Source organism: Limosilactobacillus alvi (assembly GCF_016900115.1).
Lineage (GTDB): Bacteria > Bacillota > Bacilli > Lactobacillales > Lactobacillaceae > Limosilactobacillus > Limosilactobacillus alvi.
The window spans coordinates 1-20,952 of sequence record NZ_JACJJQ010000018.1 but is presented as its reverse complement, the minus strand read 5'-3'; the positions used below and the strand labels follow the sequence as shown (position 1 = coordinate 20,952).

The 20,952-nt window shown below is 41.7% G+C and carries 18 protein-coding genes, 3 tRNA genes and 2 other annotated features; of the genes, 9 read left to right on the top strand and 12 right to left on the bottom strand.

Annotated elements, in window-relative coordinates; genetic code table 11:
* Positions 1-29 precede the first annotated feature (29 nt).
* From H5993_RS04915 to H5993_RS04905, 3 genes are all read right to left on the bottom strand, one after another.
* The gene (locus H5993_RS04915) at positions 30-2,681 is read right to left on the bottom strand and encodes a valine--tRNA ligase (protein WP_204776466.1); all 2,652 of its coding nucleotides are present in this window, start codon (positions 2,679-2,681) and stop codon (positions 30-32) included.
* Positions 2,682-2,720: 39 nt separating this feature from the next.
* Positions 2,721-2,934: a binding site (T-box leader), on the bottom strand.
* A 118-nt stretch (positions 2,935-3,052) separates the two neighbouring features.
* Entirely contained in the window at positions 3,053-3,547 is a 495-nt protein-coding gene (gene tpx / locus H5993_RS04910; protein WP_204776465.1) for a thiol peroxidase, read from the bottom strand.
* A gap of 144 nt (positions 3,548-3,691) precedes the next feature.
* A tRNA-Gln gene (locus H5993_RS04905) sits at positions 3,692-3,764 on the bottom strand.
* A gap of 125 nt (positions 3,765-3,889) precedes the next feature.
* Here H5993_RS04905 and H5993_RS04900 point away from each other — a divergent pair.
* The gene (locus tag H5993_RS04900) at positions 3,890-4,219 is read left to right on the top strand and encodes a hypothetical protein (protein WP_204776464.1); all 330 of its coding nucleotides are present in this window, start codon (positions 3,890-3,892) and stop codon (positions 4,217-4,219) included.
* A 47-nt stretch (positions 4,220-4,266) separates the two neighbouring features.
* Positions 4,267-4,339 (top strand) — tRNA-Glu (locus H5993_RS04895).
* A 134-nt stretch (positions 4,340-4,473) separates the two neighbouring features.
* Here H5993_RS04895 and H5993_RS04890 read toward each other — a convergent pair.
* Positions 4,474-5,262, bottom strand: a complete 789-nt coding sequence (locus tag H5993_RS04890) for a metallophosphoesterase (protein ID WP_204776463.1) — start codon at positions 5,260-5,262, stop codon at positions 4,474-4,476.
* Positions 5,263-5,638: 376 nt separating this feature from the next.
* Here H5993_RS04890 and trpX point away from each other — a divergent pair, with 376 nt between their 5' ends.
* From trpX to H5993_RS04875, 3 genes are read left to right on the top strand one after another with little or no spacing between them, the layout of a single operon-like run.
* Entirely contained in the window at positions 5,639-6,637 is a 999-nt protein-coding gene (gene trpX / locus H5993_RS04885) for a tryptophan ABC transporter substrate-binding protein (protein WP_204776462.1), read from the top strand.
* Entirely contained in the window at positions 6,637-7,539 is a 903-nt protein-coding gene (locus H5993_RS04880) for an ABC transporter permease (RefSeq protein ID WP_204776461.1), read from the top strand. The genes trpX and H5993_RS04880 overlap by 1 nt, the downstream gene beginning before the upstream one ends.
* Positions 7,532-8,293 carry an ABC transporter ATP-binding protein gene (locus H5993_RS04875; RefSeq protein WP_204776460.1) on the top strand — a complete coding sequence of 254 codons (762 nt, stop codon included), beginning with the start codon at positions 7,532-7,534 and terminating at the stop codon, positions 8,291-8,293. The genes H5993_RS04880 and H5993_RS04875 overlap by 8 nt, the downstream gene beginning before the upstream one ends.
* Positions 8,294-8,519: 226 nt before the next feature.
* Here H5993_RS04875 and H5993_RS09590 read toward each other — a convergent pair whose 3' ends face one another.
* From H5993_RS09590 to H5993_RS04865, 3 genes are all read right to left on the bottom strand, one after another.
* Entirely contained in the window at positions 8,520-8,645 is a 126-nt protein-coding gene (locus H5993_RS09590; protein ID WP_275087004.1) for a hypothetical protein, read from the bottom strand.
* Between the two features lie 96 nt (positions 8,646-8,741).
* Positions 8,742-9,731 (bottom strand): D-2-hydroxyacid dehydrogenase, encoded by a 990-nt coding sequence (locus H5993_RS04870; protein WP_204776459.1) that lies wholly within the window; start codon positions 9,729-9,731, stop codon positions 8,742-8,744.
* 2 nt (positions 9,732-9,733) lie between these two features.
* Positions 9,734-10,885: an aminotransferase class I/II-fold pyridoxal phosphate-dependent enzyme gene (locus tag H5993_RS04865; protein WP_204776458.1), complete on the bottom strand. Its 1,152-nt coding sequence runs from the start codon at positions 10,883-10,885 to the stop codon at positions 9,734-9,736.
* Between the two features lie 278 nt (positions 10,886-11,163).
* On the opposite strand from H5993_RS04865, the gene H5993_RS04860 reads away from it, so the two are divergent.
* Positions 11,164-12,222: a PTS sugar transporter subunit IIC gene (locus H5993_RS04860; protein ID WP_204776457.1), complete on the top strand. Its 1,059-nt coding sequence runs from the start codon at positions 11,164-11,166 to the stop codon at positions 12,220-12,222.
* 358 nt (positions 12,223-12,580) lie between these two features.
* Positions 12,581-13,537, top strand: coding sequence for a ketopantoate reductase family protein (locus tag H5993_RS04855; RefSeq protein ID WP_204776456.1), 957 nt, complete (start codon positions 12,581-12,583; stop codon positions 13,535-13,537).
* Positions 13,538-13,629: 92 nt separating this feature from the next.
* Here the strand turns inward: H5993_RS04855 and H5993_RS04850 are convergent, their stop codons facing one another.
* The 5 genes from H5993_RS04850 to H5993_RS04830 all read right to left on the bottom strand — a co-directional run bounded on the left by H5993_RS04850 (position 13,630) and on the right by H5993_RS04830 (position 19,097).
* Complete coding sequence (locus H5993_RS04850; RefSeq protein ID WP_180871623.1) at positions 13,630-14,106, bottom strand: S-ribosylhomocysteine lyase; 477 nt, start codon at positions 14,104-14,106, stop codon at positions 13,630-13,632.
* Positions 14,107-14,227: 121 nt separating this feature from the next.
* Positions 14,228-14,464 (bottom strand) — a binding site (T-box leader).
* 47 nt (positions 14,465-14,511) lie between these two features.
* Entirely contained in the window at positions 14,512-16,497 is a 1,986-nt protein-coding gene (locus H5993_RS04845) for a GTP-binding protein (RefSeq protein WP_204776455.1), read from the bottom strand.
* Between the two features lie 153 nt (positions 16,498-16,650).
* Positions 16,651-16,723 (bottom strand) — tRNA-Arg (locus tag H5993_RS04840).
* Between the two features lie 48 nt (positions 16,724-16,771).
* Positions 16,772-18,076: a DEAD/DEAH box helicase gene (locus H5993_RS04835; protein ID WP_204776454.1), complete on the bottom strand. Its 1,305-nt coding sequence runs from the start codon at positions 18,074-18,076 to the stop codon at positions 16,772-16,774.
* Between the two features lie 10 nt (positions 18,077-18,086).
* Entirely contained in the window at positions 18,087-19,097 is a 1,011-nt protein-coding gene (locus H5993_RS04830) for a Gfo/Idh/MocA family protein (RefSeq protein ID WP_204776453.1), read from the bottom strand.
* A gap of 162 nt (positions 19,098-19,259) precedes the next feature.
* Between H5993_RS04830 and H5993_RS04825 the strand changes: the two genes are divergently transcribed.
* Together H5993_RS04825 and H5993_RS04820 are read left to right on the top strand one after the other, a co-directional pair.
* Positions 19,260-19,622 (top strand): DUF4828 domain-containing protein, encoded by a 363-nt coding sequence (locus H5993_RS04825; RefSeq protein WP_180872101.1) that lies wholly within the window; start codon positions 19,260-19,262, stop codon positions 19,620-19,622.
* 364 nt (positions 19,623-19,986) lie between these two features.
* Positions 19,987-20,556, top strand: coding sequence for an LOG family protein (locus H5993_RS04820; RefSeq protein WP_204776452.1), 570 nt, complete (start codon positions 19,987-19,989; stop codon positions 20,554-20,556).
* Positions 20,557-20,952 lie beyond the last annotated feature (396 nt).

Sequence of the window (20,952 nt, the reverse complement as noted above, 5' to 3'; positions counted from 1 at the left end):
CCTAGCCCCATAAATCTAATCGAAATCGCTTAGGCTTCCGTTAATGACGTTAACCGTTCTTTAGCTGCGGCCAATTTTTGTTGCCATTCAGTTGCCTTTTGCCGTTCTTCTTCAACCACCGCTTCCGGGGCATTTTGAACGAACTTTTCATTACCAAGCTTCTTTTCGGAACGTTGAACTTCTTGTTCCAACTTCTTAATTTCCTTTTCAACCTTGGCTTTTTCTTCTTCTAAATCAACTAACTCAGCCATTGGAATGTAGACCGTTGCCCCAGCTAAGATTCCGGACATAGCAAGTTTTGGCGCTTCAACCGCTTCATCAATCATTAACTCTGCTGGGTGGCAGAAGCGATCAATGTAGTCACGGTTGGTTTCAAAGATGTGCTTGATTTCAGCGTTATCAACCTTAATCAACATCTTGACTGGCTTGGACATTGGCGTCCCAGCATCATTTCTGATTTGCCGAACCGCCTTAATTAAAGCAATCAAATCACCCATCTTAGTTTCAGCTTCCGAATTTGCCAATTCCGGATGTTCAACTGGATATTGAGCTACCATGATGGACTTACCTTCATGGGGCATTGCTTGCCAAAGCTTTTCGGTTACAAATGGCATAATTGGGTGCATCAACTTCAATATTTGGTCAAGTACATAACCTAAGATATTCTTGGTATCCGCTTGTTCTTCAGCCGTCCCATTGTTCAACTTTTCCTTGGTCATTTCAATGTACCAGTCACAGAAATCGTTCCAGATAAAGTTATATAGGGCACGACCAGCTTCCCCAAATTCGAACTTTTCAAATTGAGCACTGACTTGTTTAATCGTGGCGTTTAAGCGACTCAAAATCCATTGGTCAGCTAAATCCCATTTATCAGCATTTGGTAGTTGTGGCGCATCCATTTCTCCAAGATTCATGATAACGTACCGACTAGCGTTCCAAATCTTGTTGATAAAGTTCCAGGCTGCATCCATCTTCTTGTATGAGAAACGGATATCTTGACCTGGCGTTGAGCCAGTAATTAAGAACCACCGTAAAGCATCAACCCCATACTTTTTAACCACGTCCATTGGGTCAATTCCGTTACCAAGAGACTTAGACATCTTTCGCCCTTGCTCATCCCGGATTAACCCGTGTAACAGAACGTGCTTAAATGGAGCTTTACCAGTAAATTCAAGGGATTGGAAGATCATCCGGGAAACCCAGAAGAAAATAATATCATAACCCGTAACTAAAGTATTTGTTGGGAAGTAACGTTTGAAGTCTTCAGCGTCAGTATTCGGCCAACCCATTGTTGAAAATGGCCACAAAGCACTGGAGAACCAAGTGTCTAGGACATCCTTATCTTGTTCCCAATTTTCAATATCCTTTGGAGCTTCCATGCCAACGTACATTTCACCAGTTTGCTTGTTGTACCAAGCTGGGATCCGGTGTCCCCACCAGAGTTGTCGGGAAATTACCCAGTCATGAACGTTTTCCATCCATTGGGTAAAGGTATGTTCAAACCGTTCTGGAACAAAGTCAACCCGGTCGTCCGTTTTTTGGTTTGCCAAAGCTTGTTCAGCTAATGGCTTCATCTTTACAAACCATTGAGTTGAAAGCCGAGCTTCAACTTGAACTCCCGTCCGTTCGGAATGGCCAACAGCGTGCACAATTGACTTTTCCCGAAGCAAGTAACCCTCGGCTTTCAAGTCAGCAACGATGGCTTTCCGCGCATCAAACCGATCCATTCCTTCGTACTTACCAGCATTTTCATTCATTGAAGCATCTTCATTCATGGTGTTCAATTCTGGTAAGTTGTGGCGTTTACCGACCTTGAAGTCATTTGGATCGTGAGCTGGGGTGATCTTAACCATCCCCGTCCCAAAGTCAGGGGTAACGTAATCGTCAGCGATGATTTCAACTTCCCGGTTAACAAGTGGGACCATAACCTTCTTACCAACTAAGTCCTTGTAGCGTTCATCACTTGGGTTAACCGCGATTGCTTCATCCCCAAACATTGTTTCTGGTCGGGTCGTTGCAATTTCAATGTAGTCCTTCCCGTTAAAGGTTGTGCCATCCGTAAATGGGTACTTAACGTAGTAGAAGGCCCCTTGATCATCCTTGTGAATAACTTCAATGTCAGAAAGTGCCGTCCGCGCCTGTGGATCCCAGTTAATAATGTAGGTTCCCCGGTAAATCAACCCTTTCTTGTAAAGATCAACAAAAACCTTGCGAACCGCCTTGTTTAGACCTTCGTCAAGGGTAAAGCGTTCCCGGTCATAATCAACGGAGATCCCCATCTTGGCCCATTGCTTATGGATGATATCACCGTATTCGTCCTTCCAGTCCCAGACTTGTTGAACAAACTTTTCCCGACCTAAATCGTACCGGGAAACCCCTTGTTTACGTAACCGGGCTTCAACCTTAGCTTGAGTTGCAATTCCGGCATGATCCATCCCTGGTAGCCACAAAACATCATAACCTTGCATCCGCTTTTGCCGGATAATCATATCTTGCAAGGTCGTATCCCAGGCATGGCCTAAGTGCAACTTTCCAGTAACATTTGGCGGTGGAATAACAATTGAATATGGATGGGCTTTCTTGTCGCCGGAAGGCTTAAAGAAACCATTATCAATCCACCATTGGTAACGACCGGCTTCAACGCTTGCCGGATCGAACTTGGTTGGCATATCTTTTACCATGAAAAAGCTCCTTTCAAATAAAAAAAAGCCCCGTCCTAAACATAGGACGAGACTACTCGCGGTACCACCTAATTTGAGGTAATAAAATTACCCCCACTTGACCATTTGATAACGGTAAATGAACCGAACCCCTCTACTTAAGTTCAAGGAATTTGCTCCCAAGCTACCTTCTTAACCGAACCTGGAGTTTTTCACACCAGCTAAACTCTCTCTTAGCAGGACAAGTTAAAAAGCTCTTGATCTTCGCATAACGTAGCTTTATAATACGCTCCCCAAAAAGAAGCGTCAAGTTAAAAAGATAAGTTGGTAAGCAAGCTTCTGGCGGTTCTACGAGATAATAAAAGAGACACCCTTTTCCGACCTCAAAGAATTTAAAGTAACTTCTTTAACTCAGTAATTGCGGTGGCATAATCTGGTTCCATCACAATTTCTGGGCAAATTTCACGGTAAGTAATCTTACCTTCAGCATCAACAACCCAAACCGAACGAGCCAAAATTCCTTCATCAGGAATCAACAATTTCATTGCGTAACCGAATGATTCTTCATGATCGGAAACCAATTGCATATTCTTAACCCCTTCAGCAGCACACCAATTTTGTTGTTCTTCAATGGTGTTAGTTGAAACAGTTAAAAAGTTAGCCTCTTTATACTTATCAACTTCTTCATTAAACTTCTTCGTTTGAATGCTACAAACAGATGTATTTATATTCGGAATTACACTAATTAAAGTTGGCTTACCAAATAAGAAGCGGGTCTTAATCTTTTCGCCATCCTTATCAAAAACCTTGAAATGTGGCAATTCTTCCCCAACCGCAGGTGGATTCCCAACTAAGCTCCGAACTTCACCGTTTAATGTAACTTCCACGATATTTGCCTCCTTCGAATTGCTGATAACTATTAATATGCAATTAGTATACCAAAGGATTTGGGAAAGCTAAAGTTGAAGGCTCATCGAATTATAAGAAAAGGCACCAAACTGATAATAAAATCAATTTAGTGCCTGTTAGCATTGGGTATACTGGGATCGAACCAGTAAATTACGGATTCAGAGTCCGCTGCCTTACCAATTTGGCGAATACCCAAAATTATTAAATTTTAACAACGTAAGTTATTATAGCCAAGTCATTCTCCTTACGCAAGAGCCTTTCTCGCTTTTTTTCAAAAATTGTTACAATAAAAAAGAGACATTTCGAGAGGGAGAATGATTATGGCTAGCAATTCGGATTCGATCTATTACGTATTATCAAAATTAAAAAAACATCCCGAGTTAATTATTTCGCAACATCCACAGTATTCTAATGCAATCGTGATTACCTTTGATGATCAAATGAAGGTTGCCGATAGTGAATTTTATTTTCCAAAAAACAAGCTTCTGGTAAATCGCTTAGCACCCAGTTTTGTTGCTAAAAACGGTGATCTGCTTGACTACTTTTTCCAATTAACTAGTCAAAGTAATCCCGGCTATCACGACGTTTGGGTTACCACGAGCCACGTTACGAAGGCACAACAATACTTAATTGATCTCTCGTATGAATAACCTTGACAATAATCGTTAAAAAGAGTAAGCTACCATTTGTAGATTATTGCCCGTTGGTCAAATTGGTTAAGACGTCGCCCTCTCAAGGCGGAGTTACGGGTTCGATCCCCGTACGGGTGACTTATGGTAGTTTTGCCGTTGTAACAACCTTATTCAAGGTTGTTACAACGGCTTTTTGTTTTTCCTATAACACTATGCGCATAAATTTTTGTTGAACATTTGCGGAACAAAAAATATAACTTTCACCCATGCAATTAATTAAATACCTCAATTAGTGAACCATCTTCCGCAAAAACACAGACATTTCCATTATTTTGCGGAACTTGTGGTTGGCATCCCCCGTCGGTAAAGTAACGAGCGGGTTCTCCCGCATACTGCACTTTCACCACCGGGCAATCGTTCGTTGGTCCCTCTTGATAGCCAATAATTTCCGGTTGTCCTGCCGGTACATCACCGTCAAGAACCCCACGAATTAAGCAGGTTGGGGTGTGACCAACGACAATGGTTTTTCCAGTCTGATTATGAGCAAAGATCTGGGAAAGTTGGTTGTGATGGCTTTCACCGTACCAATATTCTTCCCGAGCCCATAGATCATATTCTCGAGAACCTGCTTGACCATCTAATGGAACTCCAGCATGGACAAAAATTAAGTGGTTTGTTGCGTAAACTAACCGATTTACATGTTGAAATAGATACCGGTACAAGGGATTAGCCGCTAATTTTTTACGGAGTTGCTCAGTTGGATAATGGCGCCCAAGCAACGATTTTACCGTGACTTTATTCTGATTTAACAACCAAGTTTGATCACCTTTCTCAACAAAATCAAACATCAACGCTTCGTGATTACCGATCAACACTATCGCATCCCGCTGGGCTTCCTGATTTTTCACAAACTTAATTGTTTCTTGACTAAATTTTCGCCGATCAATGTAGTCCCCGCCAAAAATAATTTTTGCTTGGGGATATTTTTTCTCTGCCGCTTTGACTAATTCAATCCATGGCTGACCAGTCCCATGTGGATCACTTGCAAAAATGTACTCCATCTTATCCCCCCTGTTTGTCTTATTTTACCATTAGTTCACGTTTTCTTAGGTTATCTTGATCAATTTTTTCTCATTACTTTTTAATTTAAGCTTGACAGATTTTCCTAGCTCAGTTAACATTTAAATATCAAAACAAAGGAGTACGAAACCATGAATTACGCAAGTTTACAATTAAAGACTTGGTGGCAAAGCCGGTAATTCAGGTTACCCGTCTGACGGATGTAACCTGATACTCTTTCAGATTGCATCTGTACCGGCGGTGAAATTTTAGTGCCCGTACGGATCCTACGTACGGGCTTTTCTTTTGCTAGCGAGGGGGCCTGTACTAGGTCCCCTCGTTTTGATTTATTTGAAATACCATTGAGGAGGAGAAATAATGAAACGAATGTATTCCCTGATTGCCATTTTAGTGGTTTTTCTCGGGGTCGCTTTCTTTACCAATAATGGAGGTAATGGTTTGGGCCTTCACCAAAAACCAAAAGTTGGGGTTTTAACCCTAATGCATCACCCCGCTCTGGATCAAATTTATAAGGGTTTCCGCGATGAATTAGCTAAAGAAGGCTACCATGACGGTAAAAACGTGACAATTGAATATCAAAACGCTAATGGTGATCAATCGAACCTTAAAACCATGGCTAACAAGTTGGTTAATGATCATTCCACGATCCTATTTGGAATTACCACCCCGGCTTCTCAAGCTTTAGCTAACACTACTTCAAAAACTCCAATTGTTTTAGGAGCCGTTACTGATCCCCAAGGAGCTGGCCTCGTAAAAAACAATCGTCACCCTGGTGGAAATATTACCGGGATCTCTGGCCAAGCCCCGGTTAAAGAACAATTACAGTTGGTTAAAGCGTTTATGCCCCACGCGAAAACCTTTGGGATCATTTACACTTCATCGGATCCATCCGCCGCTTCTGAACATGAAATCTTTGTTAAACAGGCAAAGAAAATGGGGATGAATTTAAAATCATACTCGATTTCTAATAGTAACGATCTAAATCAGGTTTCGCAGACAATGTTAAACGAAGTCGATGCTGTCATTGTTCCAACTGATAATACAATTGCTGGCGCAATGCAAACCTTGGTTAAAAATGCTGATGCCGTTAATAAACCGGTCTTCCCTGCCGTTGATACAATGGTAAAACAAGGTGGGGTAGCTACTTACAGTATTAACCAATACAAGATGGGCCAAGAGGGAGCCAAAGTGACCGCTGCTATTCTTCGAGGAGATAAAAAACCAGCCACTACTCCAATTGAATACATTCGCCATGGTGAACCCATCTTAAATCTCAAACAAGCCCAAAAACTGGGTTTAACTATTCCAAAAGATTTCCAACAAAAAGCTGAAAAATATGGAGAGGTGATTAAATAATGGCATTAGTAACTTCCGCAATTGGGCAAGGACTCCTCTGGGCTTTATTAGGGCTTGGGCTTTACCTCAGTTTTCGAATTCTAAATGTGACTGATATGACGGTTGAAGGAACTTTTCCCCTCGGGGCCGCAACCGCAGTGAGTTTAATCGTTCATGGAGTTAATCCATATTTAGCTTCGTTAGCTGCCTTTGGGGCCGGGATGGTTGCTGGCTTAATCACTGGTTTATTAACCACCAAGGGTAAAATTCCGAGTTTGCTAGCGGGGATTTTAACGATGACTGCCGCTTACTCGGTTAACTTAAGAATCATGGGGAATAAATCGAATCTTAGTTTATTAAGCCAACAAACCCTCTTCTCTAATCAGTTTCTTCGACAACTCCCTCAATACTTCGATAGTGTTGTGATGGGAATGGGGGTAATCTCAATCATTACCATTTGCCTAGTTTTATTTTTAAACACCGAATACGGGCAAGCCTTCATTGCTACCGGAGATAATCCAACAATGGCACGTTCCATGGGAATCTCAACCAACAAAATGGTAATCTTTGGCTTAATGGTTTCCAACGGTTTGGTTGGCCTATGTGGCGCTCTAGTTGCGCAAAGCAATGGTTATGCGGACATTAACATGGGAATTGGGACGATCGTAATCGCCCTTGCTTCAATCATCATTGGGGAAGTCGCTTTCGGTGAACTTACCCTAGGGCAACGGTTAGTGGCCGTTACCCTAGGGAGTATCGTTTATCGCTTATTATTACTTGCCGTTCTCCAACTTGGCTTCTCCGCTAACGATTTAAACCTTCTTTCCTCAATCGTGCTCGCTCTTTGCATGATGCTACCGCAATTAGATAAAATTTTGAACATTAAAAAGCCAATTCTAAAGGGGGTCCAGACTAATGACTAAACCAATTTTAGAGCTCAAAAATGTCTCAACAATTGTTAATAAGGGAACTGCAAGTGAGACCACGATTCTAAAAAACTTAAATTTAACGATTAACCCTGGTGACTTCATCACCATCGTTGGGACCAACGGGGCCGGGAAATCAACCCTCTTCAATGTAATTGGCGGGACTTTGATTGCTGACCAAGGACAAGTTTTACACAATGGTCAAGATATTACTCATCAAAACGAAGTTACCCGGACTAGTTTCTTAAGTCGCGTTTTTCAGGACCCGAAACTTGGGACTGCTCCCCGGATGACCGTCGCTGAAAATCTTCTTCTTGCTAAACGGCGGGGACAAAGCCGACGCCTTGTTTTTAGGCGGTTAAAGCAACACTTCAGTGAATTTAAAATCCTTGCCGCTTCAATGAATAACGGCCTTGAAGATCGTCTTAACACAGCCACCGGTGCCCTTTCTGGTGGCCAGCGACAAGCGCTTAGTTTCTTAATGGCAACGTTAAAACGGCCTGACATTATTTTACTAGATGAACACACCGCTGCCTTAGATCCCCACACTAGTGAAACCTTGATGCAAGCAACCAATCAGCGCATCCAAGAAGATCACCTAACTGCTTTAATGATTACTCATCACATGGAAGATGCAATTAAGTATGGAAACCGGCTCTTAGTTTTAAAAGCCGGCCGCATCCTCGCCGATATAACTGGTAAAGAAAAAGCCCAACTAACCCCGGAAAAATTAACTGCATACTTTGAATAAGTAACGTTTATCAACCATCAAAAAAAGTCCTAAAAACATTTAAGCCACCAATCTAAAAGGTTGGAACGTAGCCAATCCAGATTTGAAAACACCATTTTCCATAAATATTAGAATGGTGCTTTCAATATCATAAACAGACATAATTGGGCTACCTAACCTTGATTGGTGGCTTTTTTCTTCATTGATCAAGTTCATTTAGGCTATGCTGGGCATGAGGAAATTGATGTTAATGAATGAAGATGGGAAAAAGCTCCTCTAAGGCTATGATTTGGAGCCGACTAACTGGTTTGGCGTTTGTGAGCCCATGCAAGGCTGAATCGGTTGGTGTGACCGTCAGGGAAGCAACTGCCATTCAGCTACTGCTTTGACCTTAGTTACTGAGTAACATTCGGAGATGCAAGAGAGGGTGAGAAGAAACACGAGTTTCTTCTCACCCTCTCTTTCTTTTTTATTCCACAACCGGATAGTTAGGCCGCTTACCATCCAAAATTAACATCACATCATCAAGTCCCATCTCAACAATGTTCCGCATGGCTGTATCGGTGTAGAAAGCACTGTGAGGTGAAATTAAGACGTTTGGCATCGCCCGTAAGATCTTGTAATCTTCCGGAATTTCTTCTGGTTGAGCTTGCTTTTCAAAGAATTGACCTTCATCAGCTAAGGTATCTAAAGCCGCCCCGGCAATTTCGTGGTTTTGGAGGGCAGCAATTAAGTCATCTGTTACTACTAATCCACCTCGGGCCATATTAATCAAGTAAGCGGATGGCTTCATTTTCTTGAAAGCTTCAGCATTTAACATTGCTGATGTTTCGTTATTTAATGGTGTGTGAATCGTTACAATGTCTGGCTCTTTAAGAACCCTGTCTAAATCCGTATAGGACAAATACGGTTCCAATTCAGCATGGTGAACCGGATCAACTGCAATTACTTTTGCACCTAAAGCTGAGTATAATTGGGCAGTTGCACCTCCAATATGACCAGCTCCAATAATTCCTACCGTTAAATTGTAAATTTCGGTACTTTCTAATCCAGACCACCGAAAATCAAGCCGATCCATCCGATCATCATAGTACCCTAACTTACGAACCAATCGGAGTGCTTGGGTTAAGCCCATTTCAGCAATTGCTCGCGGTGAATAAGCCGGTACGTTAGTAACTATTAGCCCATTTTCCTTCGCTAATTTTAAGTCAATAAAGTCAAAACCAACCATTCGGGCCGTAATTTGTTTAATTCCAAACGATTTTAAAGTTGGATAAATCGAAGGATCCAACGGGATAGTTTGTTGAATATCAATCCCATCAAACCCCTTTGCCCAGCCAACAGTTTCTGGCGTTAATCGTTCGGCCACTGACTTAATTTCAACGTTGTGGGCTTTGGCGTAAGCATCAATAAAGGGTTGTTCAACATCTAAAACGGCATACATAATAATCTTTTTCATGTTTACCACTCCAATTTTTTCATCCGCTTTACGGCTTCTTCTAAGACGGCTTGTTTTTGGGTTGCTGCAATCCGAACAAAGCCTTCACCAGCTTGACCAAAGGCCACACCAGGTACCACTAAAATTCCTGCTTCATTCAATAACTTATCAGCAAAACTCAAAGAATCCATTCCTGTTGCCTGGATGTTCGGAAATAGATAAATACTTCCCATTGACGGTGTTAATTTCAACCAACTAACCTCTGCCAAAGCTTGGTTTAAATAAGCCAACCGCTTTTTAAATTCACTTACTACTGGAGCCGTTAATTCATCATAGTGTGCTAAGGCATAGAGGGCAGCATCTTGCGATGGAGTTGGGGCTGCGAAAGTAACTGCATCATTAACTTCGCCAGCCGCTTTGACCAGCCAATCTGGGCCAACCACATAGCCAATCCGCCAACCCGTCATGGCAAAATTCTTGGAAAAGCCACTAACGATCACCGTATTTTCTGGCGCATAGGTTGCAGGTGATACAAATTCAACCCCTGGTTCCACGTAATCAGCGTAAATTTCATCACTTAAAATCATCAAATCATTTTCAATGGCAATTTTTGCCAGCGCTTTTGCTTCCGCAACTGTTAATGCATTCCCCGTTGGATTATTTGGGGAATTAATGACAATCGCTTTTGTCTTTGGGGTCAACGCTTTTTTTATGGCATCAATGTCTAAGGCAAATCCCTTCGTCGCATCCGTTGCTACTTCAACAGGTACTCCCTGGGCTAATTTAACTTGGGCAATATATGGTGAAAAACTTGGTTCTAAAACAATGACCTCTTCACCTGGATTAAGAATTGCCTGTAAGACAAGGAACAAAGCATGTTCAGCCCCGACGGTTACCATTACTTGATTGGATTGGGTTGGCCGACTAAATCGTTGAGTATAAAAATCCGCGATCGCTGTTCGTAATTCCGGCTTACCCATTGCAGCTGTGTAATGGCTATCCCCCGCTTTAACAGCTGCAAAAGCTGCTTCAGTAATTGCAACTGGTGTCGGGAGATCTGGATCCCCAATTGATAAGTCAATCACATTATCCATTGTGGCGGCCTTCTCGCAAACATCCGCTAAAATATTTGGCGTTGGATTTTGATAAGCTTGATTTAAAAAGGTCTGATCCATATTAGTTCCTCCTTACAGAATCTAATCATTTTATAATTAAGTATCATACACTCCTTAAATGTTTAATACAAGCAATTTGTAATTTTTATTCACAATTAAGTTAAGCAAAATAAATCTGCTAAAAGATTGATTTTTCTAATCAAGTCCGTTAAAATCTTGATGTATTCTAGCTTTTAAGTATAAATATCAAAAAAATATTTATACTTTGTAAGCGAAAACAAACGAATATATATTTTCATTAATAATTAAGATATTCTCATCTATTTGGAGGGAGTTTCATGCAAGAACTACGTAAATATTCAGTTAACGATTTCTGGAACAAGCTCATGTCAGCTGTTGCGATGGCAATCGTTGTCTCAGTCACCCCAAGTGCAATTGTCGGTCCCCTTTTTCAAGCTTTGGCTAACCACGGGCCGTTTTGGGCAACTTTAAATATGGTTACAAATATGGCCATGTATGCTGTTCCTGTCCTTTGCGGGGCCCTAGCGGCCGGTCAATTTGGCTTTTCAATGATTGAAAAAACCAGTGTCGCTCTTGCAACCTTAATTGGTTCTGGAGCAGTTGCCTATTCAGCTAAAGATGGTACCTATACCTTAATTGGGATGGGGGATCTAATTAATATCATCTTAATTACCGCGATTGCAATTAGTGTGATTTTTATCATCCGGCCATATGTAGGTAGCTGGTCAATTATCTGGGATCCAATCATTGGCGCCTGTGCAATCGGCGGTTTTGGAGTTTGGACCTATCCGTACGTTCACATGGTTACTACAACCGTTGGGGCTTTCTTAAACCAAGTGACAAAGCTCCAACCATTACCAATGTGTACAATTCTGGGGCTTTCCTTTGCGGTGATTATTGCTACCCCACTTTCTACTGTCGGTTTAGCCTATGCTTTTGGGATTTCCGGGATTGCCGGTGGGGCCGCTTCTGTCGGAATTACTGCTTGTTTCTTTACCGTCGCCTATGCGGTTTCAAAGGTTAACGGGAAAGGACTAGTTGTTGCAATGGCCTTTGGATCAGTCAAAATGATGCTGGCCAATTTTTTAAAGCATCCCCAAATGTTAATCCCAATTGCTATTTCTGGGGGGATCGCTGGGTTTATTGATTCGTTTGTCCAAATGAAGAATGGGGCTGCTTATGCTGGATTTGGTTTCCCCGTTGGTCCAATTAATGCTTTTACGTATCTATCAGGTAGCCCTCTGCATAACTTTTTGATTGTCGCTGGGATGTACTTTATCCTCCCGATCATCGTTGCTCTTCTGTCCTACCACTTATGTAAAGACGTCTTTCATATCGTCAATGAAGATGATTGGTACGTTAATTTAAATGCTTAGTTAAAAAATAATTAGACTTTTTTAATATTACTATTGACGAGCAAATTGCAATCTGTTAGGATATCAACAATCAATTCGACAAATTTTCTAAAGGCATTAGTAGTTTCTTAGTTAAGCTCAGCGAGGAACTGGTTGGTGAAAAGTTTCTTTAGCTAAAAAACGGAAAGGCCTTTAACTAAATGCTAGCTTTTCGAGGCTAGCTGGTAGCACCCATTATCGTGCAGCATATCGGAGTAAATCCCGTATGCCTAAGGGGCTAAATTAGCCTAAAGTGGGGTGGTACCACGCGGAAGCGTCCTCTGTTCAGTCGAACAGGGGGCGCTTTTTTGTCGAAAATCCATGAAAGCAGGTATTAATTATGCACTACGGAATTATTGGAGCGGGGGCAATGGGCTACCGCTATGGAGTAATGCTTCAGGAGCATGCAGGTGTTAAGGTTGATTTTATCGAAACTTGGGAACCAAATTTGCAGGCTGTTAAATCTCAGGGTGGGGTTAAAGTTGCTCGTGATCATCAAAACCAAAGACTGATCCCAATTAATATTTATCGACCTGAAGAATATTCCGGTTCACCTGACGTCTGGATTATTTTCAAAAAACAAATGCAACTTGCTACCGAGCTTATGCGTTGCCAAAAAGCTGGATTATTCAAACCACATCAATACGTTTTTTCCGCAATGAATGGAATGGGACACTTTGAAAAAATTAATCAATTCTTTGATCCCGATAAAATCATTTGTGGAACTGCCATGATTGCAACTAGGATGGACAAACCAGCAGATGTCGATTTCATGGGAGATCTTGGAACCGAAGTCATGCACATGGCACCTTACAATAATCAAGCGCCTAATCTAACAATGCAACAAGTTTTCCAGGATTTTCAGTTAGCCCAACTTGGTCCAAAGTGGGCTACCGATTGGCAAGGTATGTGTATGTCAAAAGTTGTCTTTAACGCTGTATGCAATACTCTTTGTACGATGTTTGAAATACAAATGGGCGAATTCATTCAGTATCCTGGTGTCCGAGAAATGGCTAAGCAACTCTTTGATGAAGCCTTCGACGCCTGCGAACGAGCCGGAATTGAGTTGATTGAAACTCGCCAAGCCGAAGTTGATTCAGTAATCACTGTCTCAAAGGCTTATCAGTACCACTATCCATCAATGTATCAAGATTTTAGTAAGGGACGCCCAACTGAAGTTGACTACATTAATGGCTATATTGCAAAATTGGGGCGTCAAAATGACTATATTTGCCGAACCCATGAATTTGTTGTTCATGAAGTTCACCTCGCAGAGACAATGCGTCAATTTAAATAGCTAACAACACATAACTTTTATTGGAATTTGAGAAGGATTCCCACATACTAAAAATGAGGTCTGGAAACCCAAACCTCATTTACATATTAAGCTTAGTCAACCACGTGGCGTTCAAATGGTTGATCAGAAATCCCTTCACTTAGGATCTTCTTTGACCATTCCTTGGCAGAGAAGAGGGAGTGATCACGGTAGTTTCCACAACTTTCGATTGTGGTTCCTTGAACATCTTTCCATTCAGTGTGGTAAGCAATTTCTTCTAAGGATGACTTTAAAGCTTTAGCAACTTCCGTCGTTGAGTGTTCTCCCCAGGTAATTAAGTGGAAACCAGTCCGGCAACCAAATGGTGAGCAATCAATCACCCCATCTAGCCGGTCACGTAATAATCCGGCTAATAGGTGTTCAATCGTGTGTAAGCCAGCCGTTGGAATGGCGTTTTCGTTTGGTTGAACTAATCGCAAATCATAATTACTAATTTCATCACCCTTTGGACCCTTTTCAACCGTAATTAACCGAACATAAGGGGCCTTAACCTTCGTGTGATCTAAAGTAAAACTTTCAACTTTTGCCATAAAGTATTTCCTCCTTAATTTAATAACTTTATTTTTGTTCACTAAATCAAATTCGTCAACTGTTTTCTCCAAAAGAAAGTAGTTTAAATAAAGAACGTCCCGGAAACTGTAAATTAACAGTTCCCGGGACGTTGCTTTGAAACGTGGTACCACCCAAGTTTAGAAATCCTTCACAGAATTTCACTTACTAAGCACAACCATGCTTAACCACTGATATCGGGTGGCAACCGCTAACGGTTAAAATCTTCACCGCTAGGATCCTCCAAGACCATCTTCGTGATGATTATCCTTACTGGCTTTCACCATTCCAGCTCGCTATGAAGGTCGTCAAAACTACTCATCTTTTCTAAGCGTTATCTAATTTGATTGTCATTATCTTATAATTTTAACTCTAAATTGTCAACCCTAATTTGGACCGAAATTTGCCATAACTTGTGGATAATAGTAGTCACAATGCATTGTTTGCGGAACTTGATTCCATTTAACCGGGTAACCTGCCCCATGGGTACAGAAAACTGAATCTGGCGTATTTGGCAAGTCGCTTACTGGATCATAAGCTTCTTTTTCGACAAGCGTTATTTGGTCTTCAGCAGGCCGAAAACCACCAAATTTAACCGTTAATTGTCCTTGGCCATGAGTATATTGCCGAACAATTATTGGATAATCCTGCAGTTTAATCACAGGCGCCTCACCGGTTAGCCGTACTGGTACTTCGCCACTCGGTAGGTTTACTGGGAGCTTTAAGCTTCCACCCATTTGTTGAATATCATTAAGGGCCCGACCCACCTGGCTCACCGGGATCACTAAACTAAATTGATACCAAGGTTCTAAAATCTGGGCCTGCCCTACTTGTTTAAGCATCATCAACCCTTGACGCACTGCTCGCCAAGTTGCTTCCCGAAAGTCACCACCACTGGTATGCTTAAGATTTCCTTTTCCCCCAACAAGAGTAATTTTAACATCGGTTAAAGGTGCCCCAATTAAGACCCCCCGGTGTTCTTTAGCCTGCAGAGCAGTCAAAATTTGGCTTTGCCATTGATGAGGTAAAACTTCTTCTCGACATTGACTCACAATTTGGAGCCCACTTCCTGGCTGACCAGGTTCCAGCAAAAGATGAACTTCCGCATAATGCCGCAAGGGTTCAAAATGGCCAACCCCTTCAACCACTTTATTAATTGTTTCTCGATAAACAATTCCGGCAGGTTTTAAAGTAACTGTTAATCCAAATCGGTTTTTCATTAAGGCTTTAATTACCTCAACTTGGACCGTTCCCATTAACTGAAGGGTAATTTGATTCAACGCTTGATTAACATTTAGATGCAAAAGTGGTTCTTCATCAGCTAGTTGTTCACAAGCATTCTGTAAGATTTGAAAATCATGATCATGATTAGTTGTCACCGCATAATTAAGGACTGGTCTTAAACTCACTTGATCAACCTGGCTCTCGGTACCAATTACCTGACCTGGAAAAGTTTTTTGTGGACCAGCAATGGTAACTATTTCACCACGTTTAGCGACTCGTTTAACCTCATATTGCTGGCCATTGTAATGGCGAATTTGATCGATTTTTTCATTATTGAGGGTTGTCTTAACTTTTAGATCTCCTCCAATTACCCGGAACCAAGTTAAACGCGTACCATTAGGTTCATGGGAGATTTTAAAAATACGGGCACCAAAGTTAGGCGTTGATGCTAATGATGGTCCCCACTTAATAATCCCCGCTAGTAACTCTGAAATTCCAACCTGGTTTAGGGCTGCGCCAAAGTATATTGGCACAACTTTTTGTGATGCAACCAGCTTCCGGATAGCTTTTTGATCAACCTGTCCATTTGCCAAGTATTGGTCTAACAGTTGCTCATCACCTTGCATAGCAATCAATTCTGGCGTATCTGCTGACCAAGCTTTAAGATCACTAGGTTGATTAAACGGTAGGCACTGACTGCCAAATTCGGTTTGAAATTCGGTAACCACTTGATCTGGGTGGGCTCCAATTTGATCGAGTTTATTAACAAAAATCATCGTAGGAATTTTCTTTGCTTGCAAAAGCGCCCATAATGTCCGAGTATGACTTTGAATCCCTTCAACTGCCGAAACTACCAACACCGCTAAATCAATTACGTTGAGCACTCGTTCTACTGCTGGGGTAAAATCAACGTGTCCCGGAGTATCTAACAAGGTAATTTGAGTGTCGCCCACCGTTAACTCCGCCTGGTGATCAAAGATTGTGATTCCGCGTTGCTTCTCAATTACATTTGGATCAAGAAAAGTACTTTGTTTATCAACTCGTCCTAATTGACGAATTGTGCCAGCTTGATAAAGCATTCCTTCAGCTAAGGTTGTTTTACCAGCATCAACGTGAGCCATTAGCCCCACTACTAAGTGTTTTCCCATCGCAAGTCCCCCATTCATATTAAATCCGTCACTTATGGAGATTAAGGTCCATTATTACAATTCATCAAAAATCAAAAAACCGTCCAAACCCTCATGTTAAAGGATTTAGACGGTCTTTGAATATTCGACTGTTTTTCCAAAATTCCGCCAAAATGGTCCCACCCGGGGTCGAACCGGGATCAGCCGCTTAGGAGGCGGATGTACTATCCAATTATACTATGGAACCAAACTTCAACTTATTATCGCATTGATTTTAGTTCCTGTAAAGTTGGATTTACTTTTGTTTTTTGACAGCAGCTTCCGCTTTGCGGCGGTGCTTTAACCGAATTCCTTTATTTTTTCGGTTCTTCTTACGTACCTTTGCCTTGGCAAAAATCCGCTGCGCAGCTGAGTGAGCTTCATTTTGATCCTTGGTAGTCGAAGGTTTCTTTGATTTTTGGAATTTTTCCTTTGCTAAACGCACCTTTGCTTCGTCTTCGGCAAGGAGTTCCCGCTCGGCAATTGCCATTGGGACTAATTGATAATCGGTTTTAGCCAAAAGCCGTCTTAAATCACGGAAATCGTGGTCATCCCCAAGGTTGATTACCAATCCTGGTTCACCTTGTCGCCCCGTTCGACCACTACGATGAATATAAAGATTTGAGCTAGTTGGTAATTCAAAATTAACAACCGCCGGTAGCTTTGGAAGGTCAAGGCCTCGGGCAGCCACATCAGTCGTTAGCAAGAGCTTAATTTGATGTTTCCGAAACCCACGCATTACTGCTGCACGTTCCGTTTGTCGTTGTTTACCGCCTAAAGTAGCGCTGGAAACCCCAGCGTGCTTTAAACGACTCGCCGTGTAATGAAGAGTCTTAATACTAGAAAAGAACACCAAGGCCCTAAAGTTTTTGGTTTTACTCAGTCGTTCCAACATCGCTGCTTTTTGACTCATCGTCCGGGCCTTTACTAAAGCATGTTTAACGGGCCCTTGACTATCATCACTTTGTCGCACATCAATTTTTTCAATATGCCGCCCAAACAAATCATTTAGCTGATCAAATACTTTCCCATAGGTTGCCGAAAAGAATGCAAGTTGGGAATCAATTGGAGTTGTTCGTTCGATATCTTCAACTACCGCTTGGGTATCGTCCACTAGTAAATCATCTGCTTCATCAATTACTAAGGTTTTTAACTTTTTCAAGTTTAAATCCCGCTCATCGATTAAGTGGAGGATCCGACCTGGTGTTCCAACAATAATTTCTGGTTTGGTCTTCTTCAGTCGTTCTGACTGGCGACGAAGATTAGCTCCTCCCGTCAAGGATTGAACGTGCAAGTCCAACAACCGAGCCCAGTCCCGCATCACCCGGGTTGTTTGCATCGCTAATTCTTGGGACGGTTCCAAGACCAGAAGCTGGATTCCCGCGTCCTTTTCTATACGTGGTAGCAACGGCCATGTGAAAGCCAAGGTCTTCCCAGAACCAGTGGGAGCAATTCCTAAGACTGATTTTCCTGCTGCTAAAGGCTCAGCAACTTCAGTTTGAATCGCCGTTAACTTCTTAAAACCCGTTTCTTGAAAATGTTGCGTGAATTTTTCTTCCACGGGAGCCTCCTTAACGATTTGTATCAGCTGGGAAAACAAAATCAGCAGATTGGCGAAGATCATACATCACTGCATTAACTTCCCGTGATAATGCTTGCCAACGCTTGTAAAGCTTTAACTGTTCTGTATCGTCGGGAGCTTCAAAAAGATCAGCGAAGTCATTTAATTCATCGACCATTGAGTTTTCAAAGTATGGCGCTTCAATTGCATGAGCTTCCTTATTTTCGTCAAAGTAGGTTACCTTCGTAGTATCAAAAATACTGTCGAAGACTAAGGTATCCTTAAGCCCATAGAATTCACTTACTAAGTGGGAATTTGCCGTCTTCCCAATATTCAAGGTTACTGAGAAACCATCATAAGTTAGGATTGCGACCCCTTTGGCATCAACCCCCGTCTTTGCCATTGTTGGGAAGTAGACCACGCTATTTGGCATCCCGTACATTGTAACTGCCCCATAGACAGCGTAAACACCAAGATCCATCAAAGCCCCGCCGGCAAATTCTTTCGTGAAAATGTTTGGATATGGCTTTTCATCAGCCAAGACCTTGTCGTAACGACTAGAGTACTTCATCACCGTAATTGTTGCTCCTTGGTGATGCTTCATCTTCGCAAATTGTTTTTGGGCCGCCTTAAATAAACCAGTATGAATATGCCGCGCGGCCTCAACTAAGCGAGCCTTAGGATGAGCTTGCAAAAGGGATTCAATTTGGCTGAATTCTTCTGGATTAACAAAAGCTGGCTTTTCCAAAATAATAAACTTATCATTTTCAATTGCTAAACGCACTTGTTCATAGTGCAAGCTATTTGGCGAAGCGATATAAACAACGTCAAAGTCACCTTCGTCAAAAAAGTCTTCCAAGCGATCATAAAAAGCAGTTGCTCCATATGGCTTTCCGAATTCTTCTGCACGTTGCATCGTCCGCGAATAAACCGTTGTTAATTGATAACGACCAGTTGTTTTTGCGGCATCAAGCATTTGATCGGTAATAATATGTGTTCCAATAATTCCTAATTTTAACATTGCTTTATGCTCCTTTAGCTTAATGAATTTATTTTACCACCCTGGCTAGCGGTCTTACCACTAACATGATTTATTATCTCTTTTTAACCAAAATGAAACTTTTTTCTGATAAGAAATGTGTATAATTGATGCAGTTAATAATATTAGGTTTTAGGTGATATGATGAAGAAAAAAGGATTGTTATTATTTGGTGCGGGGCTATTGGCTGGGATTTCAAGCTCTTTTGGTCTCAGCCATTCAAAAAAAAATTCTCCGGCGGTCTCCTTGCCACTCTTTTATGCTGGAACTTGGCAATATCATGATGATGAACGAAATCGTGACCATACCATTTCAATTAGTCCGGATTTACGATTAAAAGTCGATAATCATGAAATTAAGGCGACCGTTGAACAAATTAGCAACGAACACCTAATTTACCTTGATCGACTCGGTTACCACATTACAATTAAGGCGAATGAAAGTCGCCCGATTGCCCTCATTGATGAAACCGATGATGAGGTATATCATCTTAAGCCAATGCAATAATTTATTTTTAGAGGGGCTGGGAAGCAACGCACGTTGCTTCCCAGCCCCTCTTTCATCTCCGAATGTTACTCAGTAACTAAGGTCAAAGCAGTAGCTGAATGGCAGTTGCTTCCCTGACGGTCGCACCAACTGATTCAGCCTTGCATGGGCTCACAAACGCCAAACCAGTTGGCTGGTTCGCTCCAAAGCACGGCCTTAGCGGATAAGTGCAAACGAAAGGTCGATTCTAATGAATCAACCTTCGTCCTTCTTATCCCAACCAGGCCGTCAAGGAGCTTTTTCCCCAACCTCTTTATTTGTTCACAACATCAATTCCAACTCGGTATGTTAGAATTGAAGCAATCGTCTTTTAGGAAGTGAAAATATGATTAAGCGAATTGCCGTTTTTTGTGGTGCTCAAGCAGGGAAGACCACTGATTATCAACAATTAGCCCACCAACTCGGCCAAAAATTGGCCCAACAACAAATTGAACTTATTTATGGTGGCGGCGGCTACGGACTAATGGGAGCCCTGGCTAATGCTACCCTCGATGCTGGAGGACAAGTTACTGGGGTGATTACCGAAGAACTTCTTAGTCGTGGTGCTCAATTAAAACGCTTAGAGAAGCTTGAAGTAACTGCTAATATGGACAAACGTAAAGAGCGAATGATTAATCTAGCCGATGGTTTCATTGCCCTTCCAGGTGGTTTAGGCACCTTAGAAGAAATTAGCCAAGTGTCAGCATGGACAACAATTGGTGATAACCAAAAGCCGGTTGCCATTTATAATTATCGCCATTTTTATGATGATTTAGCAAACCTCTTAACAAAGATGAGTAATCAAGGATTTTTAGAACATCAATATCTCAAGGCGGTTGCATTTGCTACTAACTTAGATGAAATTCTAAGTTTTATGACTAATTACCAAGCACCACATTTTCGTACGTATGAATAACAAAGAATTAGTCAAACGAAAATTTTCTCAATGCTTTGGAAAGATGAATGGAGATTAATTCTTAGTGGTCAACGCACATTCTGAGCATCTCTGTTATACAGATAACCTAGCGAGAAGCAAGTAGTTGTTGAATAACAGTTACTTCCATTGAGTACACTAGCGGTTTCAATTTTGTATGAGTTTGCGGACGCTCAGTAAGTTGGCTAATTGCCTTCAATCATGGCCCTTATCGATAAGTCGAGGCTGAGAAGAAACTCGTGTTCCTTCCCAGCCTCGCTTCCTACGATTAGTCAAGCGAAAAGTTATCGAAAATTAGCGTACACTAAACAAACCTGATCTAAATAAGAATTTAAAAATCAGGAAAAAGTGATATATTAAAGAAGAGGGTTAATCCTC